This is a genomic window from Pseudomonas sp. WJP1, from assembly GCF_028471945.1.
Taxonomy (GTDB): Bacteria; Pseudomonadota; Gammaproteobacteria; order Pseudomonadales; family Pseudomonadaceae; genus Aquipseudomonas.
In genome coordinates this window covers 6,623,465-6,642,426 of the sequence record NZ_CP110128.1, presented here as the reverse complement: position 1 = coordinate 6,642,426, position 18,962 = coordinate 6,623,465, and the positions used below count along the sequence as shown (strand labels likewise).

Here is an 18,962-nt window from a genome sequence, read left to right as displayed (position 1 = left end):
CGCCAGCGGTCTGAGGTTGGCGGCATTCTACTGGAATTGAGGGGTGCTATGGATATCACTGAGTTGCTGGCATTCAGCGCCAAACAAGGCGCATCCGACCTGCATTTGTCGGCAGGCCTGCCGCCGATGATTCGCGTCGATGGCGATGTGCGGCGCATCAACTTGCCGGCCCTGGACCACAAGGAAGTGCAGGCGCTGATCTACGACATCATGAACGACGCCCAGCGGGTCGCGTTCGAAAGGCACCTGGAAACCGACTTTTCCTTTGATGTGCCGGGTGTCGCGCGATTTCGGGTCAATGCCTTCAATCAGAGCCGAGGTGCCGGAGCGGTCTTTCGCACGATCCCGTCCAGGGTCCAGAGCATGGAAGAGTTGGGCATGGGCGAAGTGTTTCGCAAGATGACCGACGCGCCACGCGGCCTGGTCCTGGTGACAGGGCCGACGGGGTCCGGCAAGTCCACCACCCTGGCGGCGATGATCGATTACCTGAACAGCCATCGCCATCACCACATCCTCACAATCGAAGACCCTATCGAATTTGTCCACGAATCGCGCAAATGCCTGATCAATCAGCGTGAAGTCCACCGCGATACCCGCAGTTTCGCCACAGCCCTGCGTTCGGCCCTGCGCGAAGACCCGGACGTGATCCTGGTGGGGGAGATGCGTGACCTGGAAACCATCCGCCTGGCCTTGACCGCTGCCGAGACCGGCCACCTGGTGTTCGGCACGCTGCACACCACCTCGGCGGCAAAAACCATCGACCGGATCATCGACGTGTTTCCGGGGGACGAGAAGTCGATGGTGCGTTCGATGTTGTCCGAGTCGTTGCTGGCGGTGGTGTCCCAGACCCTGGTGAAGAAGATTGGGGGAGGTCGGGTCGCGGCCCACGAGATCATGCTCGGAACGTCGGCGATCCGTAACCTGATCCGGGAAGACAAGGTGGCACAAATGTACTCGTCGATTCAGGCGGGCGGGTCGCTGGGAATGCAGACGCTGGATATGGGCTTGAAGGAGTTGGTGACCAAGGGCCTGATCAGTCGCGAGCAGGCGCGGGAGAAGGCGCGGTCGCCGGATAACTTCTGAAGGGATTTAGAAACGCCATCGCGGGCAAGCCCGCTCCCACAGGATATAAGCGATCCTTGTGGGAGCGGGCTTGCCCGCGATGAGGCCACCACAAGCAATGAAAATTCCAGGTCAGGCCCGGAAACTCAGGTCAGCGCTGAACAACCTGCATCGCTTTCTGATCTTTCGGCAGAACCCGCTTGGCCACTACGTAGTGCTTTTCCCAGTACGGTTTCTTCAAGGTGTCGATGCTCACCGACTTGCCACGGCGTGGTGCGTGGATGAAGCGGTCGTTGCCCAGGTAGATGGCAACGTGATTGACTCGACGGCTCTTGATGTTGAAGAAAATCAGGTCGCCCGGTTTCAAATCGTTGCGATCGACTTTCTCGCCATGACCGCTGGCCATGGCATTGGAGGTACGTGGCAGGTCAAACGTGGCGTCGTTGAACGCGTATTTCACCAGGCCGCTGCAGTCGAAGCCTTTGCTCGGGCTGCTGCCGCCCCAGCGGTACGGCGTACCGAGGACGTTGACGGCGCGGCTCAGCACGTTGCTGCTTTCCCGGGTCGCCATCGGCGGCACCAGGCTGCTTTTGCTGACCAGCTCTGGAGCCAGTTTGAGCGATTTCTTGCTTTTGCTCGAAGGAGCAGCAGCATGGGATTTCTGGGTGTAACCATTAACGTTCGGAAGACGTTGCTCACGATTGGTGGCGTGGGCGGCCAGTGGCAATAATAGGCAAATGGTTAGCCATGTCTTGAAAAATGGACGCATTAGGCAGGGCTCGTATAAGTTAGCGCGAAACTTTATAACAGCTTTTTTTGGCATTCCGAGGCCGTTGGTCGATTCCATCTGGGTCTAACGGAACCAAATGAGCGGTAAATTGACGCAATTGTCTGACAGAAGTCAGGTGCCATAAGGGTTTGGCGGAAGGGACAGTATCAGTTGCCATACGTCGGCTGCTCGTAAAAAAGTCACAAAGATTTAAAGAATATTTATCTATCGTGTGAATCGAGGTCCTCCATGAACACCTATCAACCGCCCATCCCGCATCAAGACACCCACAGCAAAGTGATCGGTTACCTGCTGTGGATTTTCGGATTTACCGGTGCTCACCGCTTTTATTACGGCAAGCCGGTGACCGGGACGATCTGGTTTTTCACCTTCGGTTTGCTGGGGATCGGCTGGTTGATCGACCTGTTCCTGATCCCGGCCATGGACCGTGAAGCGGACCTGCGATTTACCGCTGGCCCCATCGAATACAACGTGGCGTGGATCCTGCTGACGTTTCTCGGGGTGTTCGGTGTGCACCGGATGTATCAGGGGAAGTGGATCAGCGGGTTGCTATACTTGGTGACGGGTGGGTTGTTCTTTCTGGGGGTGTTGTATGACTTCTGGACGTTGAACGATCAGGTATCGGTTCGCAACGCTCAGAATAGAAGCGCCTTCTAGGACGTCATCGCTGGCAAGCCAGCTCCCACAGGATTTAGGTGATCCCTGTGGGAGCTGGCTTGCCAGCGATTGGGACGACGCGGTTTTATGCCTGGTGGCTGATCCGGCCGTCTACCAGTGTATAGCGCACCACGCCCGGCAAGCTGTGACCCAGGAACGGGCAGTTCTCGCCTTTGGACAGCCAGGTCTCACCGGCCACGGTCGAGGCCGCCGGGTCGAACAGCACGATATCCGCCGCGCCACCCACCGCCAGCTTGCCCGCCGGCAGGCGCAAGGCCTCGGCAGGGCCGGCGCTGAGTCTCGCTAGCAGTGTTGGCAGGTCGAGCAAGCCGTCTTCAACCAAGGTCATCGCCAGCGGCAGCAGCAGTTCAACACTGCTGATGCCAGGCTCGGTAGCCCCGAACGGCGCCAGTTTGGCGTCCCGCTCGTGGGGTTGGTGATGGCTGGAAATGGCTGAAACCACACCAGACTTAACGGCGGCACGCAAACCCTCACGGTCGGCGCGGGTGCGCAGCGGTGGCTGCACGTGATAGAGGCTGCTGAAATCGATCAGCGCTTCGTCGGTCAGAATCAACTGGTACAGGGCGACATCCGCCGTGACCTTCAGGCCACGCTGCTGGGCCTGGGCGATCAGGGCTACACCCCGCGCGCTGGTGAGCTGGCTGAAGTGCGCGCGCACGCCGGTTTGTTCAACCAGCAGCAGATCCCGGGCCAGGGCCACGGTTTCGGCGGTTTCCGGAATGCCCGGCAAGCCGAGGAAGCTCGCGGTCGGTCCTTCGTGGGCCAAGCCGCCTTCCGCCAGGTCGTGGTCCTGGGAGTTGAAGATCACCGTGAGGTCGAAGGTGGCCGCGTAATCCAGCGCCCGGCACAGGGTGCGGGTGTTGCGGAAACTCTCCAGGCCGTTGCCGAAGGCCACGCAACCGGCATCGCGCAAGGCAACCAGCTCTGCAAGCTGCTCGCCGTCCAGGCCTTTGCTCAGTGCGCCGATCGGGAACACTTTGGCGTTACCGGCTTCGCGGGCGCGGTCGAGGATCAGCTCGGCCACTGCCGAGGTGTCCAGTACCGGTTTGGTTTTTGGTGGGCAGCACAGGCTGGTCACGCCACCGGCAGCAGCGGCGCGGGTTTCGCTGACAATCGAACCTTTACGGCTGTAGCCCGGTTCGCGCAGGGCGACGTTAAGGTCGACCAGGCCAGGGGCGGCCACCAGGCCTGCGGCATCGATGGTGTCGACGGCGACAAAACCGGCTGGCGCAGCGCCAAGGGCGACGATCTTGCAGGCTTCAATGTGGATATCGGTGACTTGATCCAGGCCGCTGGCCGGATCGATGACGCGGGCGCCAAGAATGCTGAGCTTCACTGAACGTTCTCCTGCTCGAATTGGCGTTGCGCTGTCTGACCGCTCATGGCCATGGACAAGACGGCCATGCGAATCGCGATGCCGTAGGTCACCTGGTTGAGGATCACCGAGTGCGGGCCGTCAGCCACTGCAGATTCGATTTCCACACCCCGGTTGATCGGCCCCGGGTGCATGACGATGGCATCCGGCTTGGCGCCGGCCAGGCGCGCGGTGGTCAGGCCGAACAGGCGGTAGAACTCGCCCTCGCTCGGCAGCAGGCCGCCGGTCATGCGCTCACGCTGCAGGCGCAGCATGATCACCACGTCGACGTCTTTCAGGCCTTCGGTCATGTCGGTGTAGACCTTCACGCCGTATTGCTCGATGCCGATCGGCAGCAGGGTCTTCGGCGCGATCACGCGGATGTCCGGGCAACCCAGGGTTTTCAGGGCCAGCATGTTCGAGCGCGCTACCCGCGAGTGCAGGATGTCGCCGACGATGGCCACCGAAAGGTTTTCGAAGCCGCCCTTGTGCCGGCGGATGGTCAGCATGTCGAGCATGCCCTGGGTCGGGTGGGCGTGACGGCCGTCGCCGCCGTTGATGATCGCCACTTGTGGGCAAACATGTTCGGCGATGAAGTGTGCGGCGCCGGAATCACCATGGCGTACGACGAACATGTCGGCGGCCATGGCTTCCAGGTTGCGCAGGGTGTCGAGCAGGGTTTCCCCCTTGCTCGCCGACGATGTCGACACGTTCAGGGTGATCACGTCCGCCGACAGCCGCTGGGCCGCCAGTTCGAAGGTGGTGCGGGTGCGGGTGGAGTTTTCGAAGAATACGTTGCACACGGTCTTGCCGCGCAGCAACGGGACTTTCTTCACCGCCCGGGCGCCGACTTCGAGGAACGAGTCGGCGGTGTCGAGGATTTCCGTCAGCAGCTCACGGCGCAAACCGTCGAGCGAGAGGAAGTGGCGCAGCTGGCCCTGGTCATTGAGCTGCAGCGGGCGCTTGGTATCTGGAGGCGTCATCGCGAGGGGGACTCTCAATAGGGCGAATTAAAGGGCGAGGTCTTGCAGTTCGAGCTTGAGTTCCGGCCCCGACAGTTTCACCCGCTCGTGGGCTGCCAGGGACAGGGTCGCACCCAGTACGTTCGGGCGGATCGGCAGTTCTCCGGCGTCCAGGTCCAGCAGGCATACCAGCGTCACGCTGGCCGGGCGACCATAGTCGAAGAGTTCGTTCATGGCGGCGCGGATGGTCCGCCCGCTCATCAGAACGTCGTCGATCAGCACCAGGTGCTGGCCTTCAATCTCGAACGGCAGGGCCGACGGGCGCACTTGCGGGTGCAGGCCGTTCTGGCTGAAGTCGTCGCGGTAGAAGGAAACGTCGAGTGTGCCAAGAGGTTCAGCGCTGCCCAGCTCTTTGAGCAGGGCCTGGGCAACCCACACGCCACCGGTACGAATGCCGATGTAGCGCGGTTCGCTGATGCCACGGTGTTCCAGGTGTGCCTTGAGACGGATCGCCATCTGGCTGATCAGTTCGGCGGGATTGGGCAGGCTCATGGTTGCTCCTTCTTGGGCCCGAGCCGGGTCGTTGCCGCAGGTGGCTCGGGTTGTAGCTAAAAGAGACGGGTGACGGCTCTTCAGGATTAGGATTGGAACAGCGCGCTGTTCTCGTCGAGCCAGCCTTGCAGCAGCAGGGCGGCGGCGATGGCATCCACCGGGTTGTCGCGGTAGCTGCCTTTCTGCCCGCCCCGGGCCAGGCGTTCGCCCTTGGCCTCGAAGGTGGTCAGGCGTTCATCGTGGGTGTAGAAGGGCAGGTTGAAGCGACCGTTCAGGCGCCGGGCGAATTTTTCCGCGCGGGCGCACATGTCGCTGGGCGTGCCGTCCATGTTCAGCGGCAGGCCGACCACCACGGCGTCGGGTTTCCACTCCTTGATCAGCGCTTCGACCTGATCCCAGTCGGGAATACCGTTTTGTGCCTTCAAGGTGCACAGCTCGCGGGCCTGGCCGGTGATGACCTGGCCAACCGCAACGCCGATCTGTTTGGTGCCGTAGTCGAATCCCAGAATCAACCGCAGGGCCATCAGGCGTGCCCCGCCTGGCTGGTGAGCAGGCTGAGGTTGACGCCCAGGTGCTTGGCCGCCGCTTCCAGGCGCAGCTCGCTGCTGGTGTTGAACAGGATGTCGGCGTCGTACGGGCAAGTCAGCCACGCGTTCTGAGCCAGTTCGGCCTCCAGTTGCCCGGCTTCCCAACCGGCATAACCCAAGGTGATCACGCTTTTCGCCGGGCCGACGCCATCGGCGATGGCGAACAGCACGTCCTGGGAGGTCGACAAGGACAGTTCGCCTTCCAGATCAACGGTCGCCTGGAAACTCTGGCCCTTGGGGTGCAGGACAAAGCCGCGATCGGTCTGTACCGGACCGCCGATGAAAATCGGCACGTGCTGGCAGAGCGCTGGCGGCTCGATGTCCGGGCGCAATTGCTCGAGGATATCGGCCAGGTTCAGGTCCTGCGGACGGTTGACCACCAGCCCCATGGCACCATTGGCCGTGTGCTCGACGATGTAGGTCAAGGTGTGCGCAAAGTTCGGGTCGACCATGTGAGGCATGGCGATCAGGAAGTGATGCTTGAGGTAGCTGGGGCTGACGTTTTTCATGAACGCTAGTGTGGCGTTGGAGGGACGAACTGACAAGCCGGGGATGCCGCAATTTGGCAGGCTTCATCGATCCAATGTGGGAGCGAGCCTGCTCGCGATGACGGCGGCACATTCAAAATTGATGTGTCAGACAGACCGCTATCGCGAGCAGGCTCGCTCCTACAGGGGGATTTGTGGTGGTCAGTTGCTGGAGAGGCGGTCGCCACGCGCAAATTTCCACGTGCGGATGATTTCCAGTCGATCGATGTCCGACAGGTCCCCGGTAAAGGGGGCAAACGGCGCTGCCAGGCGCACGATGCGCTGGGCCGCCTGATCCAGCAGCGGTTGCCCGGAGGACTCCAGTACCAGCACCTCATACAGCGAACCGTCGCGGTTGATCGAGACCATCAGGCGCAAGTTGCCGTAAATCTGCTTGCGCCGGGCTTCGTCGGGGTAATTGAGGTTACCGATGCGCTCGACCTTCTTACGCCATTCATCCTTATACCAGGCGCCCTTGTCGCGCATGGTCGAGGCGGCGCTCAAACGGTGGATGCGCGGGCGCTTGGCGTACAACTGTTGTTCCTGGGCCAGTTCGGCTTCGAGGCTGGCGATGTCGCTGGACAGTTGTTCGCTATCAAATGTGGGTGCCGCCACCGCAGGTTTGGTGACGGGCTTGGGCTCTTCGGTTTTCGCCGCGGCTTTCTTCGGCTTCGGCGCGACGGTGGTCACGGCCGCCTTGGGCGGGGCTTCCTGCTGTTCAGGCTTGGCCGCTGGCGGTGGTGTGACTTTCTGAACCTTGTTGTCCTGGAAGGGCGCGATCTCGGTGGTCTTGGGGATGGCCTTCTTGTCCAGGGTGCCGCTGCCTTGCTGATTTTCCTGGGCGAGGAAATCGGCCTTTTCCGGCTTCTTTTCGCTTTTGAAGGTGGCGAGGGTGATTTCCAGGGTTTTACTGATCTGCTTGGGCTCGACCATCGTGAAGCCGACACCCAGTAATAAGGCCAGGTGCACCAACGCCGCCAGAAACAGGGTAAATCCGAGGCGATCGGCCGGGCGCACGCCGTGGTGGGCGAGTTCGGGGGGCAGATCGGACGGGAGGGTCATGACAAGGAAACCAACATCACGTTTTCACAGGCCGCGCATGATAACGCAATGTTGGTTTGGCTTTTCAACGGGCCTTTAGCTTCTGATCGATGGCATCCATCAGCATGCCGCCAATATCGGTACCGAAGGCGTTATCGATTTCGCGGATGCAGGTCGGGCTGGTGACGTTGATTTCAGTCAGGTGCTCGCCGATCACATCGAGGCCGACAAACAACAGGCCTTTTTCGCGCAGGGTCGGGCCGACTTGTGCTGCGATCCAGCGATCCTTCTCGGTCAATGGACGGGCTTCGCCGCGGCCACCAGCGGCGAGGTTGCCACGGGTTTCACCGGCAGCGGGAATGCGTGCCAGGCAGTAGTCCACCGGCTCGCCGTCGATCATCAGGATGCGTTTGTCGCCATCGACGATGGCGGGCAGGTAGCCCTGGATCATGATTTGCTGCTGGCCGTGCAGGGTCAGGGTTTCGAGGATCACCGACAGGTTCGGGTGGCCGGCGGTGTGACGGAAGATCGAGGACCCGCCCATGCCGTCCAGCGGCTTGAGAATCACGTCGCCATGATGGTCGGCGAATTCGCGCAATACGTCAGGGCGACGGCTGACGATGGTCGGTGGCGTGCACTGCGGGAACAGCGTGGCGAACAGCTTTTCATTGCAGTCACGCAGGCTCTGCGGCTTGTTGACCACCAGCACGCCGGCGCTCTCGGCTTGTTCCAGCAAATAGGTGGAATAGACGAATTCCATGTCGAAGGGGGGGTCCTTGCGCATCAGGATCACGTCCAGGTCGCTCAGCAGGTTGTCCTGCTCGGCTTCCAGCTCGAACCATTTTTCCGGGTTGGCGAACACTTTCAATGGACGCATCCGCGCCCGTGCCTGACCCTCGGCCTGGTACAGGTCGCGTTGCTCCATGTAGAACAGTTCCCAGCCGCGTTTCTGTGCGGCCAGCAGCATGGCCAGCGAGCTATCCTTTTTATAGGAGATGCTGGCGATAGGATCCATGACAATCCCGACACGAACGCTCATGGGTTATTCCTCGAAATTTGGGGGCTTGGTAGCAATCAAAAAGTGGCGTCAGAGTGGCGCTGAGTGTGTTCCCGGTCAAGGAAAAACCACTGCCAGGGCCGGCCGATAGATTGGATTTGGAGACTGTGCTAAAAAGGCTGCCATGTTGTGCCGGCCCTTGAGCATCAAGGGTTTCGAGCCCTCGATGCCCTGCAGATGGACAAATAGATTCGTAAAGGCGACGGTAGAGCACCTATGGAAAAGCAACCCAGCGCCTTGAAGGTCATGGTGATCGACGATTCGAAGACGATTCGCCGCACCGCCGAAACACTGCTCAAGAATGTGGGTTGTGAGGTCATCACGGCCATCGACGGCTTCGATGCCCTGGCCAAGATCGCCGATCACCACCCCGGTATCATCTTTGTCGACATCATGATGCCGCGCCTGGATGGCTATCAGACCTGCGCATTGATCAAGAACAACAGTGCATTCAAGTCCACGCCAGTGATTATGCTGTCATCCAAGGACGGGCTGTTCGACAAGGCCAAGGGGCGCATCGTCGGCTCCGACCAGTTCCTGACCAAGCCTTTCAGCAAGGAAGAACTGCTGAACGCGATACAGGCCCATGTTCCGGGCTTTGCCGCTGTTTTGCCGCAGTAAGACACCTACAGTGACGCTCGGCCATTGGGCCCTGCGCCGACAAGAATGGGGAAGACCATGGCACGTATCCTGATCGTCGACGATTCGCCGACCGAAATGTACAAACTGACCGGCATGCTGGAAAAGCACGGTCATGAAGTATTGAAAGCCGAAAATGGCGCAGACGGCGTGGCCCTGGCCCGCCAGGAAAAACCCGACGCGGTGCTGATGGATATCGTCATGCCCGGGCTCAACGGTTTCCAGGCGACCCGCCAGTTGACCAAAGACCCGGAAACCGGACACATCCCGGTGATCATCATCACCACCAAGGATCAGGAAACCGACAAGGTCTGGGGCACGCGCCAAGGGGCCAAGGACTATCTGACCAAGCCGGTCGACGAAGACACCCTGATCAAGACCCTGAACAACGTGCTGGCCGGTTGATCACAGGGTCATGAGCGAATCACTGACCGCCTTCGAACTGCTGCTGCAGATCGACCGGCGCTGTCGCTTGCTGGCGGCGGACTTGCCGTCCCAGCCGACCCGCCAGGACAGCTGGAGCGGCATCGGTTTTCGCCTGGGCGAACACTGGTACGTCGCGCCCATGGGCGAAGTCGGTGAAGTGTTGCACGAACCGCGTTTTACCCTGGTACCGGGGGTCAAGTCTTGGGTCAAGGGCGTGGCCAATCTGCGCGGGCGTTTGTTGCCGATCATTGATTTGTGCGGCTTTCTTGGCCAGGAAATCTCGGCAGCACGCAAGCAGCGACGGGTGTTGGTGGTGGAGCATGAAGACGTGTTTGCCGGGCTGCTGGTCGATGAGGTCGTTGGTTTGCAGCACTTTGCCCGGGACAGTCTGCAGCCAATAGACGGCTTGGGCGGGCCGATCGCACCGTTCATCACCGGCCGGTTTCAACGCGAGCAGGGCTGGCAGGTGTTCAGCCTGTTTGCGCTGGCGCGGTCGCAGGGGTTCATGAGCGTCGCGGTATAAACACGGCATCGCTGATCTTGTAGGAGCGAGGCTTGCCCGCGAAGAACGATGACGCGGTATTCCTGTAAAACCGCAGCGCCTGCTTCGCGGGCAAGCCTCGCTCCTACAAGGGTAGGGGGGCATTGAGTGAATTGGGCAGGACAGGCGAAGACCGATGACAAAAGCAAAATCAGGCAAGCCCATGGAAGCGTCGCGCAGTCGGTCGCAGATCATCGCGCTGTTTATCGCACTGATTATCTTCATCATGTTGTTGTTCGCCAACTTCGCGTACCTCAACACCCAGGCCACTTACGACAAACAGTACATCGGCCACGCCGGTGAGTTGCGCGTGCTGTCCCAGCGCATTGCCAAGAATGCCACCGAAGCCGCTGCCGGCAAGGCGGCGGCGTTCAAGTTGCTCAGCGATGCGCGCAACGATTTTGCCCGGCGCTGGAGCTATCTGAAGAAAGGCGACCCCGCCACCGGCCTGCCACCGGCACCGGCCAGCGTGCGTCCGGAAATGCGCGCCGTACAACTGGACTGGGAACGCCTGCTGAAAAACACCGACGCCATTTTGTCCAGCGAACAGACGGTGTTGTCGCTGCATCAGGTCGCCGCGACCCTGGCCGAAACCGTGCCGCAGTTGCAGGTTGAATACGAAAAAGTGGTGGAAACCCTGCTGCAACGTGGCGCCCCGGCTGCGCAGGTGGCGATGGCCCAGCGTCAATCACTGCTGGCCGAGCGAATTTTAGGTGCGGTCAATACCGTACTGTCCGGCGACGAGAACTCACAGCAGGCCGCCGATGCGTTCGGCCGCGATGCGGCGCGCTTCGGCCAGGTGCTCAACGGCATGCTCCAGGGCAACGCGGCACTGCGGGTCAGCCAGGTCGAGGACCGCGACGCGCGCGCGCGGTTGATCGAGATTTCCGAGTTGTTCGAGTTCGTCTCCGGCTCCGTGGACGAAATCCTCGAAACCTCCCCTGAGCTGTTCAAGGTTCGTGAGTCGGCCACCAACATCTTCAGCCTGTCGCAAACCCTGCTCGATGAAGCTTCCCACCTGGCCAGCGGCTTCGAAAACCTCGCCGGGGGACGTGACACCGACACCATCGGCGGTTATGTCCTGGGCCTGGGGGCGTTGATGTCGATCATCCTCATCGGCCTGGTGATGGTGCGCGAAACCAATCGCCAGTTGCGCGAAACTGCCGAAAAGAACGAGCGCAACCAGAACGCGATCATGCGCCTGCTCGACGAAATCGAAGACCTGGCCGACGGCGACCTGACCGTGACCGCCACGGTGACTGAAGACTTCACCGGGACCATTGCCGATTCGATCAACTATTCCGTGGACCAACTGCGCGACCTGGTGGCAACGATCAACCTGACGGCCGGCCAGGTCGCTGCCGCTGTGCAGGAAACCCAGGCCACTGCGATGCACCTGGCGCAGGCCTCGGAACATCAGGCCCAGCAGATTTCCGAAGCCTCCACCGCGATCAACGACATGGCTGAGTCCATCGACCAGGTGTCGGCCAACGCCGCGGAATCCTCGGCGGTGGCCGAGCGTTCGGTGGAGATCGCCAACAAGGGCAACGAGGTGGTGCACAACACCATCCATGGCATGGACAACATCCGCGAACAGATTCAGGACACCGCCAAGCGAATCAAGCGCCTTGGCGAGTCTTCCCAGGAAATCGGCGATATTGTCAGCTTGATCGATGATATTGCCGACCAGACCAACATCCTCGCCCTCAATGCGGCGATCCAGGCATCCATGGCCGGTGATGCCGGGCGTGGTTTCGCGGTGGTCGCCGACGAGGTGCAGCGCCTGGCGGAACGCTCTTCGGCCGCCACGCGGCAGATCGAGACCCTGGTGCGGGCGATTCAGGCCGACACCAACGAAGCGGTGATTTCCATGGAACAGACCACCACCGAAGTGGTGCGTGGCGCGCGTCTGGCGCAGGATGCCGGTGTGGCCCTGGAAGAAATCGAAGGGGTATCCAAGACCCTGGCGGCGCTGATCCAGAGCATTTCCAACGCGGCGCAACAACAGACGTCGTCTGCCGGTCAGATTTCCCTGACGATGAACGTGATCCAGCAGATCACCTCGCAGACCTCGTCCGGCTCTACCGCCACTGCCGAGAGCATCGGCAACCTGGCAAAAATGGCCAGCCAGTTGCGGCGTTCGGTGTCCGGTTTCACCTTGCCGGCAACCCAGGCGCCGGTCGCGGACAAAGCTTGAACCGCCCCCGGGCACGGCTATCTTGATTGAAGTGGGGATTGGAGTGGTTATGGGTGATCGGCACGACTATGTGGCCCTCGAATGGGTCAAAGGCGAAATTGCCGAAACGCTGAAGCAGGCTCATCACGCGATCGAAACCCAGCTTGATGACCCGCAGGCGACGCACGCCCTGAGCGAATGCCTGGCGTGCATCCATCAGGTTCACGGCAGCCTGCAGATGGTCGAGTTCTACGGCGCGGCTTTGCTCGCCGAAGAAATGGAGCATCTGGTCACCGCCTTGCAACACAATCGCGTTCATCATCGCGACGAGGCGTTGCACCTGATGCTGCAAGCGCTGGGGCAGTTGCCGATCTACCTTGATCGTGTGCAAGGCGCCCGCCGTGATTTGCCTTTGGTAGTGTTGCCGCTGATCAACGACCTGCGCAGTGCCCGAGGCGAAAGCCTGTTGTCGGAAACCAGCCTGTTCAGCCCGCAGTTGCCAGACCTGGCTCCCCTCGATGAGGCGTCCCTGGCGCTGTTGGAACCGGCCGAACTGCCGAATGTGCTGCGCAAGTTGCGGCAGATGTTGCAGATGGCCCTGGTCGGTTTGTTGCGTGAGCAGGACGACGACACTCATTTGGGGTACATGGCCAAGGTCTTTACGCGCTTGGAAGGCTTGTCCGGTTCTGCGCCCCTGAGCCCGCTGTGGCAGGTTGCCTCGGCGCTGGTCGAAGGCATGCGCGCCGGCGTCATCGCCAACAGCCCGGCCTTGCGCAGCCTGTTCAAGGAGGCCGACAAAGAGCTCAAACGTCTGCTCGAACAGGGCATGCAGGGCATCAATCAGCCGCCGCCGCCCGAGCTGCTCAAGAGTTTGCTGTTCTATATTGCCAAGGCCGAACACCCCACCGGGCAGATGCTGACCATGAAAGATCGCTACGCACTGGACGATGCATTGCCTGACAGCGCGATGGTCGACGAAGAACGCGCAAGGCTGGCCGGTCCCGACCGCGACGCCATGCGCTCGGTACTGGCGGCATTGTGCGAAGAGCTGGTGCGGGTCAAGGAGCGCCTGGACCTGTTCGTGCGCAGCGACCGGCAACACACCTCGGACCTCGACAGCCTGTTGGCGCCCCTGCGGCAAATCGCCGACACCCTGGCGGTGCTGGGCTTTGGCCAGCCACGCAAGGTCATCATCGATCAACTGGCGGTGGTGCTGAGCCTGGCCCAGGGCCAACGCGCCCCCGATGACGCAATCCTCATGGACGTGGCCGGAGCCTTGCTTTACGTCGAGGCGACGCTGGCCGGCATGGTCGGCACCGTAGAGCCTGAAAGCCAGGAAGACAGTCGCCTGCCCACCACCGACCTGACGCAGATCCACCAGATCGTCATCAAGGAAGCGCGCATCTGCCTGCAGCAGGCCAAGGACATGATCGTCGACTACATCGATGCCGATTGGGACCGACAGCACCTGCAGGCACTGCCGGCCTTGCTGACCCAGGTGCGCGGTGCCCTGGCGATGATTCCGTTGAGCCGGGCGGCGGGCCTGATCGAAACCTGCAATCATTTCATCCGCGAGCACTTGCTGCTCGATCCGGATCAGCCAGGCTGGCAGGCGCTGGACAGCCTGGCCGACGTCATCACCAGCATCGAGTATTACCTTGAGCGCCTCAGCGACGACCCGGAAGCGCCCGGTGAACACCTGCTCGACGTGGCGCAACGAAGCCTGGCGGCACTCGGGTTTTTCCCCAGTGAACGTCAGGTACCGGTGCTTGCGGATGTCTTGAGCCCCGGTGAAGCCCAGGCCCTGCGGCAACAGCAGGAGCGGGATGCCCCGGCCGTCGCCCAGGCCCTGGCCGATGTGCTGGCCAGCCCGGTCTCGGCCCTGAACCCGCCCGCGCTCGACACCCCGGATAGCCTGCTGCCGCCGCCTTCGGGCGAAGATCCGGTGGACGAGGAATTGCGCGAAGTGTTCCTCGAGGAAGCCGATGAAGTGCTGGAGGTCATTCGCGAGTATTTGCCACGCTGGTCGGCGGATCCCGCCAACCGCTTGGCCCTGAGTGAACTGCGCCGCGCTTTCCACACCCTCAAGGGCAGTGGCCGGATGGTGCGCGCCCTGGTGCTCGGTGAACTGGCCTGGGCCCTGGAAAACCTGCTCAACCGCGTACTGGAACACAGCGTGGAGCCTGGCGCTCAAGTGCAGCAGCTGCTCGGCGATGTGCTCGATCTGCTGCCGGAACTGGTGGCCGAATACGCCGCCGATGCCCAGCGTCAGCGCAACGATGTCGACCAGTTGGCGGCGCGTGCCCACGCCCTGGCCAAAGGCGAGATCCCGGCAGAGGACGAGGACACCCAGGACGTCGCGGCCCTCGACCCGCTGTTGCTGGAAATCTTCCGCAAGGAAGCCGAAACCCATTTGAGCTGTCTCAACCGCTTTCTCGACCAGGCCGCCGAACACCTGCCGCTGCAGGCCAGCGATGAGCTGCAGCGCGCCTTGCACACGCTCAAGGGCAGTGCGTCGATGGCGGGGGTCCTGCCGATTGCCGAGCTGGCGACGCCGCTGGATCAGCTGGCCCGGGAATACAAGGCTCACCTGATCGCCCTCGATTTGGACGAAGTCGAAGTGCTGCTGGAGGCCGAAGGCTTGTTCCGTCTTGGCTTGCGCCAGCTCAAGACCGATCCGCTGGCCGAAATCCCCGGCTCCCGGGCCTTGATCGAACGTGCCAGGGCGCTGCTCGACGAGCGCCTGCAAAGCCATTTGAGCTCGCCCAGCAGTGGCCTGAGGGTCAAGCGCGACCCGCAGCTGATCACCAACTTCCTGGCCCAGGGCATGGACATCCTGTTGGACGCCGAAAGCCTGTTGCAACGTTGGCAGCAGCACCCAGGCGAGCGCCAGGAACTCAGTGCACTGCTGGATGAATTGACCACCCTCGGCGAAGGCGCGCACCTGGCCGACCTGCACCCGGTGGATGAGCTTTGCGAAGCCTTGCTCGACCTCTACGGTGCGGTGGAAGAGAGCAGCCTGGCGGTCAGCGAAGCGTTTTTCCATGAGGCACAAAGTGCCCACGAAGCGCTGATCAACATGCTCGACGAGCTGGCGGCCGGCCAGGAAGTCAGTCCGCGCCCGGAGCGGGTTCGGGCCTTGCACGGCTTGCTCGACCAGAGCCTGGACCCTTCGGCCATGGGCCTGATCCGCAGCGACGGCAGCCGCACCTTGAGCATCCGCGAGCTGGGCGACGCCACCGCCGAACTCGAGCGCACGCTCCCCCCTGTAGGAGCGAGCCTGCTCGCGATGGACGATAACGATGACGCGCTTTCATCGGATAAATGCGGTGCCTTTGAATCCTTCGCCGGCAAGCCGGCTCCTACAAAGGACCGCGCAGCCGAGCTGGACGACGACATCGTTTCGATCTTCCTCGAAGAAGCTGAAGATATCCTCGACAGCGCCAACCATTCGCTGCAACGCTGGGTCAGTGAACCGCATAACCCCGCGCCGCTGTCCTCGTTGCAGCGCGATCTGCACACCCTCAAAGGTGGCGCGCGGATGGCCGAGGTCGAGCCGGTCGGCGACCTGGCCCAGGAACTGGAAAACCTCTATGAAGGCCTGGCGGACCGCCGTTACAGCCACAGCGAAGGGCTGGTGCAGTTGCTGCAACAGAGCCATGACCGTCTGGCGCAGTTGCTTGAACAACTGCAAGACCAGCAAGCCCTGGGCGACCCCGGGGAACTGATCGAAGCGATTCGCGCGTTCAGGCAAGGCCACGCGGGTAACGCCGAGGTGATCGAAGCAGCGGCCGGCAACGACTCGGCCCACCATGACGGCGAGTTGCTGGATATTTTCCTTGAGGAAGGTTTCGACATCATCGAAAGCTCCGGCGCGGCGCTGCTGCGCTGGCAGGCCGAGCCGTCGAGCCGTCAGGAAATGGAAACCCTGCTGCGCGACCTGCACACCCTCAAGGGCGGTGCGCGCATGGTGGAAATCGCGCCGATTGGCGATCTGGCCCATGAGCTGGAATTTCTCTACGAGGGTTTATCCACCGGCGCGCTGCAACCCACGGCGGCGTTGTTCGAACTGTTGCAGCGCAGCCATGACCGACTGGCCCAGATGCTCGACGCGGCGCGCGCCGGTGAGCCGTTGCCGCCGGCCGATCGGCTGATCGATGCCATCCAGAACTTCAGTCACCCGGTGCAGCCTGATTCACCGGTGCCGCTCACCGTGCCCGTTTCGGCGAAAACCGAGACGCCACTGCTGCAACCCGATGCCGGGGCGGACATGGTCAAGGTCTCGGCCGAACTGCTCGACGACCTGGTCAACCTGGCCGCCGAAACCTCGATCTTTCGCGGTCGCATCGAGCAGCAGGTCAACGACGCGCAGGTGGCGCTCAACGAGATGGAAACCACCATCGAGCGCATGCGCGACCAGTTGCGCCGGCTCGACACCGAAACCCAGGGCAGGATCCTCAGCCGCCAGCAAGTCGACGCCGAGCGCCTGGGTTACGAAGAGTTCGACCCGCTGGAAATGGACCGCCACTCGCAATTGCAACAACTGTCGCGGGCCCTGTTCGAATCCGCCTCCGACTTGCTTGACCTCAAGGAAACCCTCGACCGGCGCACCCTGGACGCGGAAAACCTGTTGCAACAGCAGGGCCGCATCAACACCGAATTGCAGGAAGGCCTGATGCGTACGCGCATGGTGCCGTTCGAGCGGATGTTGCCGCGCTTGAAGCGCATCGTCCGCCAGGTGGCCAGTGAGCTGGGCAAGGACGTCGAGTTCATCGTCGGCAACGCCGAAGGCGAAATGGATCGCAATGTGCTCGAACGCATGGCGGCGCCTTTGGAGCATATGTTGCGCAATGCCGTCGACCACGGCCTGGAAGCCGCCCCTGTACGGGTGGCGGCGGGCAAGCCGGCGCAAGGGCGGATCACCCTGGACCTGTTGCGCGAAGGCGGCGACATCATTTTCGATATTCGCGACGACGGTGCCGGCGTGCCACTGGAAGCGGTGCGGCGCAAGGCGATCAAGCGCGGGCTGCTCGACCCGCACAGCGTCATCAGCGACCACGACGTGCTGCAATTCATCCTGCAACCGGGGTTTTCCACGGCCGAGAAAATCACCCAGATCTCCGGGCGCGGTGTCGGCATGGACGTGGTGCACGAAGAAGTGCGACAGCTGGGCGGCACCATGAGCATCGACTCCGTGCCAGGGCAGGGCGTGCATTTTCGCATTCGCCTGCCGTTCACTGTGTCGGTCAACCGGGCGCTGATGGTGCAATGCGGGGAAGACCAATACGCGATTCCGCTGAACACCATCGATGGCATTGTCCGCGTATTGCCCAACGAGCTCGAGGGGCATTTTCGTCTTGATCCGCCGACTTATGAATACGCCGGGCAGCGCTATGAATTGTGTTACCTGGGTGAGCTGCTGAAAACCAGCCCACGTCCACGGCTGCTGGGTCAGGGCCTGCCGCTGCCGGTATTGCTGGTGCAATGCAACGAGCGTCACATTGCGGTGCAGGTCGATGCCATGGCGGGCACGCGTGAGATCGTGGTCAAGAGCCTCGGCCCGCAGTTTGCGGCGGTGCAAGGAGTGTCCGGGGCGACGATTCTGGGGGACGGCCGGGTGGTGCTGATCCTGGATCTGCTGGCGCCGGTTCGCGCCATGCAGGCCCGGGCACCGCAGCGTCCGGTGAGCCCCGAAGTCGAGGTCGAGCCGCAGCGGCCCTTGCTGGTGATGGTGGTCGACGACTCGGTCACCGTGCGCAAGGTCACCAGCCGTTTGCTCGAACGCCACGGCATGAACGTACTGACCGCCAAGGACGGTGTCGACGCCATGCTGCTGCTGGAAGAGCACAGCCCGGACCTGATGCTGCTGGACATCGAAATGCCGCGCATGGACGGCTTCGAAGTCGCGACCCAGGTACGCAAGGATGAGCGTCTGCGGCACCTGCCGATCATCATGATCACCTCGCGCACCGGCCAGAAACACCGCGATCGGGCCATGGCCATCGGCGTCAACGACTACCTTGGCAAGCCGTACCAGGAATCGGTATTGCTCGAAAGCATCGCCCTGTGGAGCAAGACCCATGCATGAGCGTCGCCACGAGCCGCGCGACAGCCACCTCACCGGCCTGCTGCTGCCCCTGGCCGACCGCAACCTGATCCTGCCCAACGTCGCAGTGGCGGAGCTGATCGACTACCAACCCGCGGCCTTCGACCTGGATTCACCGCCCTGGTACCTGGGACGGGTAGCGTGGCGCGACCGGCAGATACCGTTGCTCAACTTCGAGTCGGCCTGCGGGCAGAAAATCGTCATCGGCGAACGCGCGCGAATCGTCATTCTCAATGCGCTCGGTGGTCGACCTGGGCTGAAATTCATCGCGATTCTGGTCCAGGGGATTCCGCGTTCGTACAAGCTCGACAGTCAGTTGAGTTATGTGGATGTGCCGTTGTGCTCGCTGGAAAAAGCGGCGGTGCAGGTGGCGGATCAGGTGGCGAAGGTGCCGGATTTGTTGGCGTTGGAGGAGTTGTTGGTGGGTGCTGCGCTCGTCTGAAGGGCCCCTTCGCGGGCAAGCC

At 62.0% G+C, this 18,962-nt stretch carries 16 protein-coding genes; 8 read left to right on the top strand and 8 right to left on the bottom strand.

Annotation, left to right across the window (positions count from 1 at the left end; translation table 11 throughout):
* Positions 1 to 48: 48 nt before the first annotated feature.
* Entirely contained in the window at positions 49 to 1,083 is a 1,035-nt protein-coding gene (locus OH720_RS29940; RefSeq protein WP_272603884.1) for a type IV pilus twitching motility protein PilT, read from the top strand.
* Positions 1,084 to 1,213: 130 nt separating this feature from the next.
* Here OH720_RS29940 and OH720_RS29935 read toward each other — a convergent pair whose 3' ends face one another.
* Complete coding sequence (locus tag OH720_RS29935) at positions 1,214 to 1,831, bottom strand: C40 family peptidase (RefSeq protein WP_272603883.1); 618 nt, start codon at positions 1,829 to 1,831, stop codon at positions 1,214 to 1,216.
* 249 nt (positions 1,832 to 2,080) lie between these two features.
* On the opposite strand from OH720_RS29935, the gene OH720_RS29930 reads away from it, so the two are divergent.
* Positions 2,081 to 2,509: an NINE protein gene (locus OH720_RS29930; RefSeq protein ID WP_272603882.1), complete on the top strand. Its 429-nt coding sequence runs from the start codon at positions 2,081 to 2,083 to the stop codon at positions 2,507 to 2,509.
* Positions 2,510 to 2,594: 85 nt separating this feature from the next.
* Here OH720_RS29930 and OH720_RS29925 read toward each other — a convergent pair whose 3' ends face one another.
* The 7 genes from OH720_RS29925 to gshB form a co-directional block, all read right to left on the bottom strand.
* Positions 2,595 to 3,866: a dihydroorotase gene (locus OH720_RS29925; RefSeq protein WP_272603881.1), complete on the bottom strand. Its 1,272-nt coding sequence runs from the start codon at positions 3,864 to 3,866 to the stop codon at positions 2,595 to 2,597.
* Positions 3,863 to 4,867, bottom strand: coding sequence for an aspartate carbamoyltransferase catalytic subunit (locus OH720_RS29920; RefSeq protein WP_008063486.1), 1,005 nt, complete (start codon positions 4,865 to 4,867; stop codon positions 3,863 to 3,865). Before OH720_RS29920 ends, OH720_RS29925 begins: the two co-directional genes overlap by 4 nt.
* 27 nt (positions 4,868 to 4,894) lie before the next feature.
* Entirely contained in the window at positions 4,895 to 5,398 is a 504-nt protein-coding gene (gene pyrR, locus OH720_RS29915; protein WP_008063485.1) for a bifunctional pyr operon transcriptional regulator/uracil phosphoribosyltransferase PyrR, read from the bottom strand.
* A gap of 86 nt (positions 5,399 to 5,484) precedes the next feature.
* Entirely contained in the window at positions 5,485 to 5,922 is a 438-nt protein-coding gene (gene ruvX / locus OH720_RS29910) for a Holliday junction resolvase RuvX (protein WP_020797382.1), read from the bottom strand.
* Complete coding sequence (locus OH720_RS29905) at positions 5,922 to 6,494, bottom strand: YqgE/AlgH family protein (RefSeq protein WP_008063482.1); 573 nt, start codon at positions 6,492 to 6,494, stop codon at positions 5,922 to 5,924. The genes ruvX and OH720_RS29905 overlap by 1 nt, the downstream gene beginning before the upstream one ends.
* A gap of 180 nt (positions 6,495 to 6,674) precedes the next feature.
* Complete coding sequence (locus OH720_RS29900; protein WP_272603880.1) at positions 6,675 to 7,574, bottom strand: energy transducer TonB; 900 nt, start codon at positions 7,572 to 7,574, stop codon at positions 6,675 to 6,677.
* 64 nt (positions 7,575 to 7,638) lie between these two features.
* Complete coding sequence (gshB, locus tag OH720_RS29895; RefSeq protein WP_008063478.1) at positions 7,639 to 8,592, bottom strand: glutathione synthase; 954 nt, start codon at positions 8,590 to 8,592, stop codon at positions 7,639 to 7,641.
* A 234-nt stretch (positions 8,593 to 8,826) separates the two neighbouring features.
* Here gshB and pilG point away from each other — a divergent pair, with 234 nt between their 5' ends.
* The 6 genes from pilG to OH720_RS29865 all read left to right on the top strand — a co-directional run bounded on the left by pilG (position 8,827) and on the right by OH720_RS29865 (position 18,940).
* Positions 8,827 to 9,231 (top strand): twitching motility response regulator PilG, encoded by a 405-nt coding sequence (gene pilG / locus OH720_RS29890; RefSeq protein ID WP_008063477.1) that lies wholly within the window; start codon positions 8,827 to 8,829, stop codon positions 9,229 to 9,231.
* Positions 9,232 to 9,288: 57 nt separating this feature from the next.
* Positions 9,289 to 9,654: a twitching motility response regulator PilH gene (gene pilH / locus OH720_RS29885; RefSeq protein WP_007897961.1), complete on the top strand. Its 366-nt coding sequence runs from the start codon at positions 9,289 to 9,291 to the stop codon at positions 9,652 to 9,654.
* A gap of 10 nt (positions 9,655 to 9,664) precedes the next feature.
* Positions 9,665 to 10,198 (top strand): chemotaxis protein CheW, encoded by a 534-nt coding sequence (locus OH720_RS29880; protein WP_272603879.1) that lies wholly within the window; start codon positions 9,665 to 9,667, stop codon positions 10,196 to 10,198.
* 154 nt (positions 10,199 to 10,352) lie between these two features.
* Entirely contained in the window at positions 10,353 to 12,413 is a 2,061-nt protein-coding gene (locus OH720_RS29875) for a methyl-accepting chemotaxis protein (protein ID WP_442967250.1), read from the top strand.
* 49 nt (positions 12,414 to 12,462) lie between these two features.
* A complete protein-coding gene (locus tag OH720_RS29870) occupies positions 12,463 to 18,480 on the top strand; it encodes an Hpt domain-containing protein (protein ID WP_272603878.1) in 6,018 nt (2,005 codons plus the stop codon).
* Complete coding sequence (locus OH720_RS29865; RefSeq protein ID WP_272603877.1) at positions 18,473 to 18,940, top strand: chemotaxis protein CheW; 468 nt, start codon at positions 18,473 to 18,475, stop codon at positions 18,938 to 18,940. The genes OH720_RS29870 and OH720_RS29865 overlap by 8 nt, the downstream gene beginning before the upstream one ends.
* Positions 18,941 to 18,962: the final 22 nt, after the last annotated feature.

Coding starts and splice junctions, on each gene's coding strand:
- OH720_RS29920 (WP_008063486.1), bottom strand. CDS start 4,867: ATGACGCCTCCAGATACCAAGCGCCCGCTGCAGCTCAATGACCAGGGC.
- OH720_RS29940 (WP_272603884.1), top strand. CDS start 49: ATGGATATCACTGAGTTGCTGGCATTCAGCGCCAAACAAGGCGCATCC.
- pyrR (WP_008063485.1), bottom strand. CDS start 5,398: ATGAGCCTGCCCAATCCCGCCGAACTGATCAGCCAGATGGCGATCCGT.
- ruvX (WP_020797382.1), bottom strand. CDS start 5,922: ATGGCCCTGCGGTTGATTCTGGGATTCGACTACGGCACCAAACAGATC.
- pilH (WP_007897961.1), top strand. CDS start 9,289: ATGGCACGTATCCTGATCGTCGACGATTCGCCGACCGAAATGTACAAA.
- OH720_RS29870 (WP_272603878.1), top strand. CDS start 12,463: ATGGGTGATCGGCACGACTATGTGGCCCTCGAATGGGTCAAAGGCGAA.
- pilG (WP_008063477.1), top strand. CDS start 8,827: ATGGAAAAGCAACCCAGCGCCTTGAAGGTCATGGTGATCGACGATTCG.
- OH720_RS29900 (WP_272603880.1), bottom strand. CDS start 7,574: ATGACCCTCCCGTCCGATCTGCCCCCCGAACTCGCCCACCACGGCGTG.
- OH720_RS29930 (WP_272603882.1), top strand. CDS start 2,081: ATGAACACCTATCAACCGCCCATCCCGCATCAAGACACCCACAGCAAA.
- OH720_RS29905 (WP_008063482.1), bottom strand. CDS start 6,494: ATGAAAAACGTCAGCCCCAGCTACCTCAAGCATCACTTCCTGATCGCC.
- OH720_RS29880 (WP_272603879.1), top strand. CDS start 9,665: ATGAGCGAATCACTGACCGCCTTCGAACTGCTGCTGCAGATCGACCGG.
- OH720_RS29935 (WP_272603883.1), bottom strand. CDS start 1,831: ATGCGTCCATTTTTCAAGACATGGCTAACCATTTGCCTATTATTGCCA.
- OH720_RS29875 (WP_442967250.1), top strand. CDS start 10,353: ATGACAAAAGCAAAATCAGGCAAGCCCATGGAAGCGTCGCGCAGTCGG.
- gshB (WP_008063478.1), bottom strand. CDS start 8,592: ATGAGCGTTCGTGTCGGGATTGTCATGGATCCTATCGCCAGCATCTCC.
- OH720_RS29865 (WP_272603877.1), top strand. CDS start 18,473: ATGCATGAGCGTCGCCACGAGCCGCGCGACAGCCACCTCACCGGCCTG.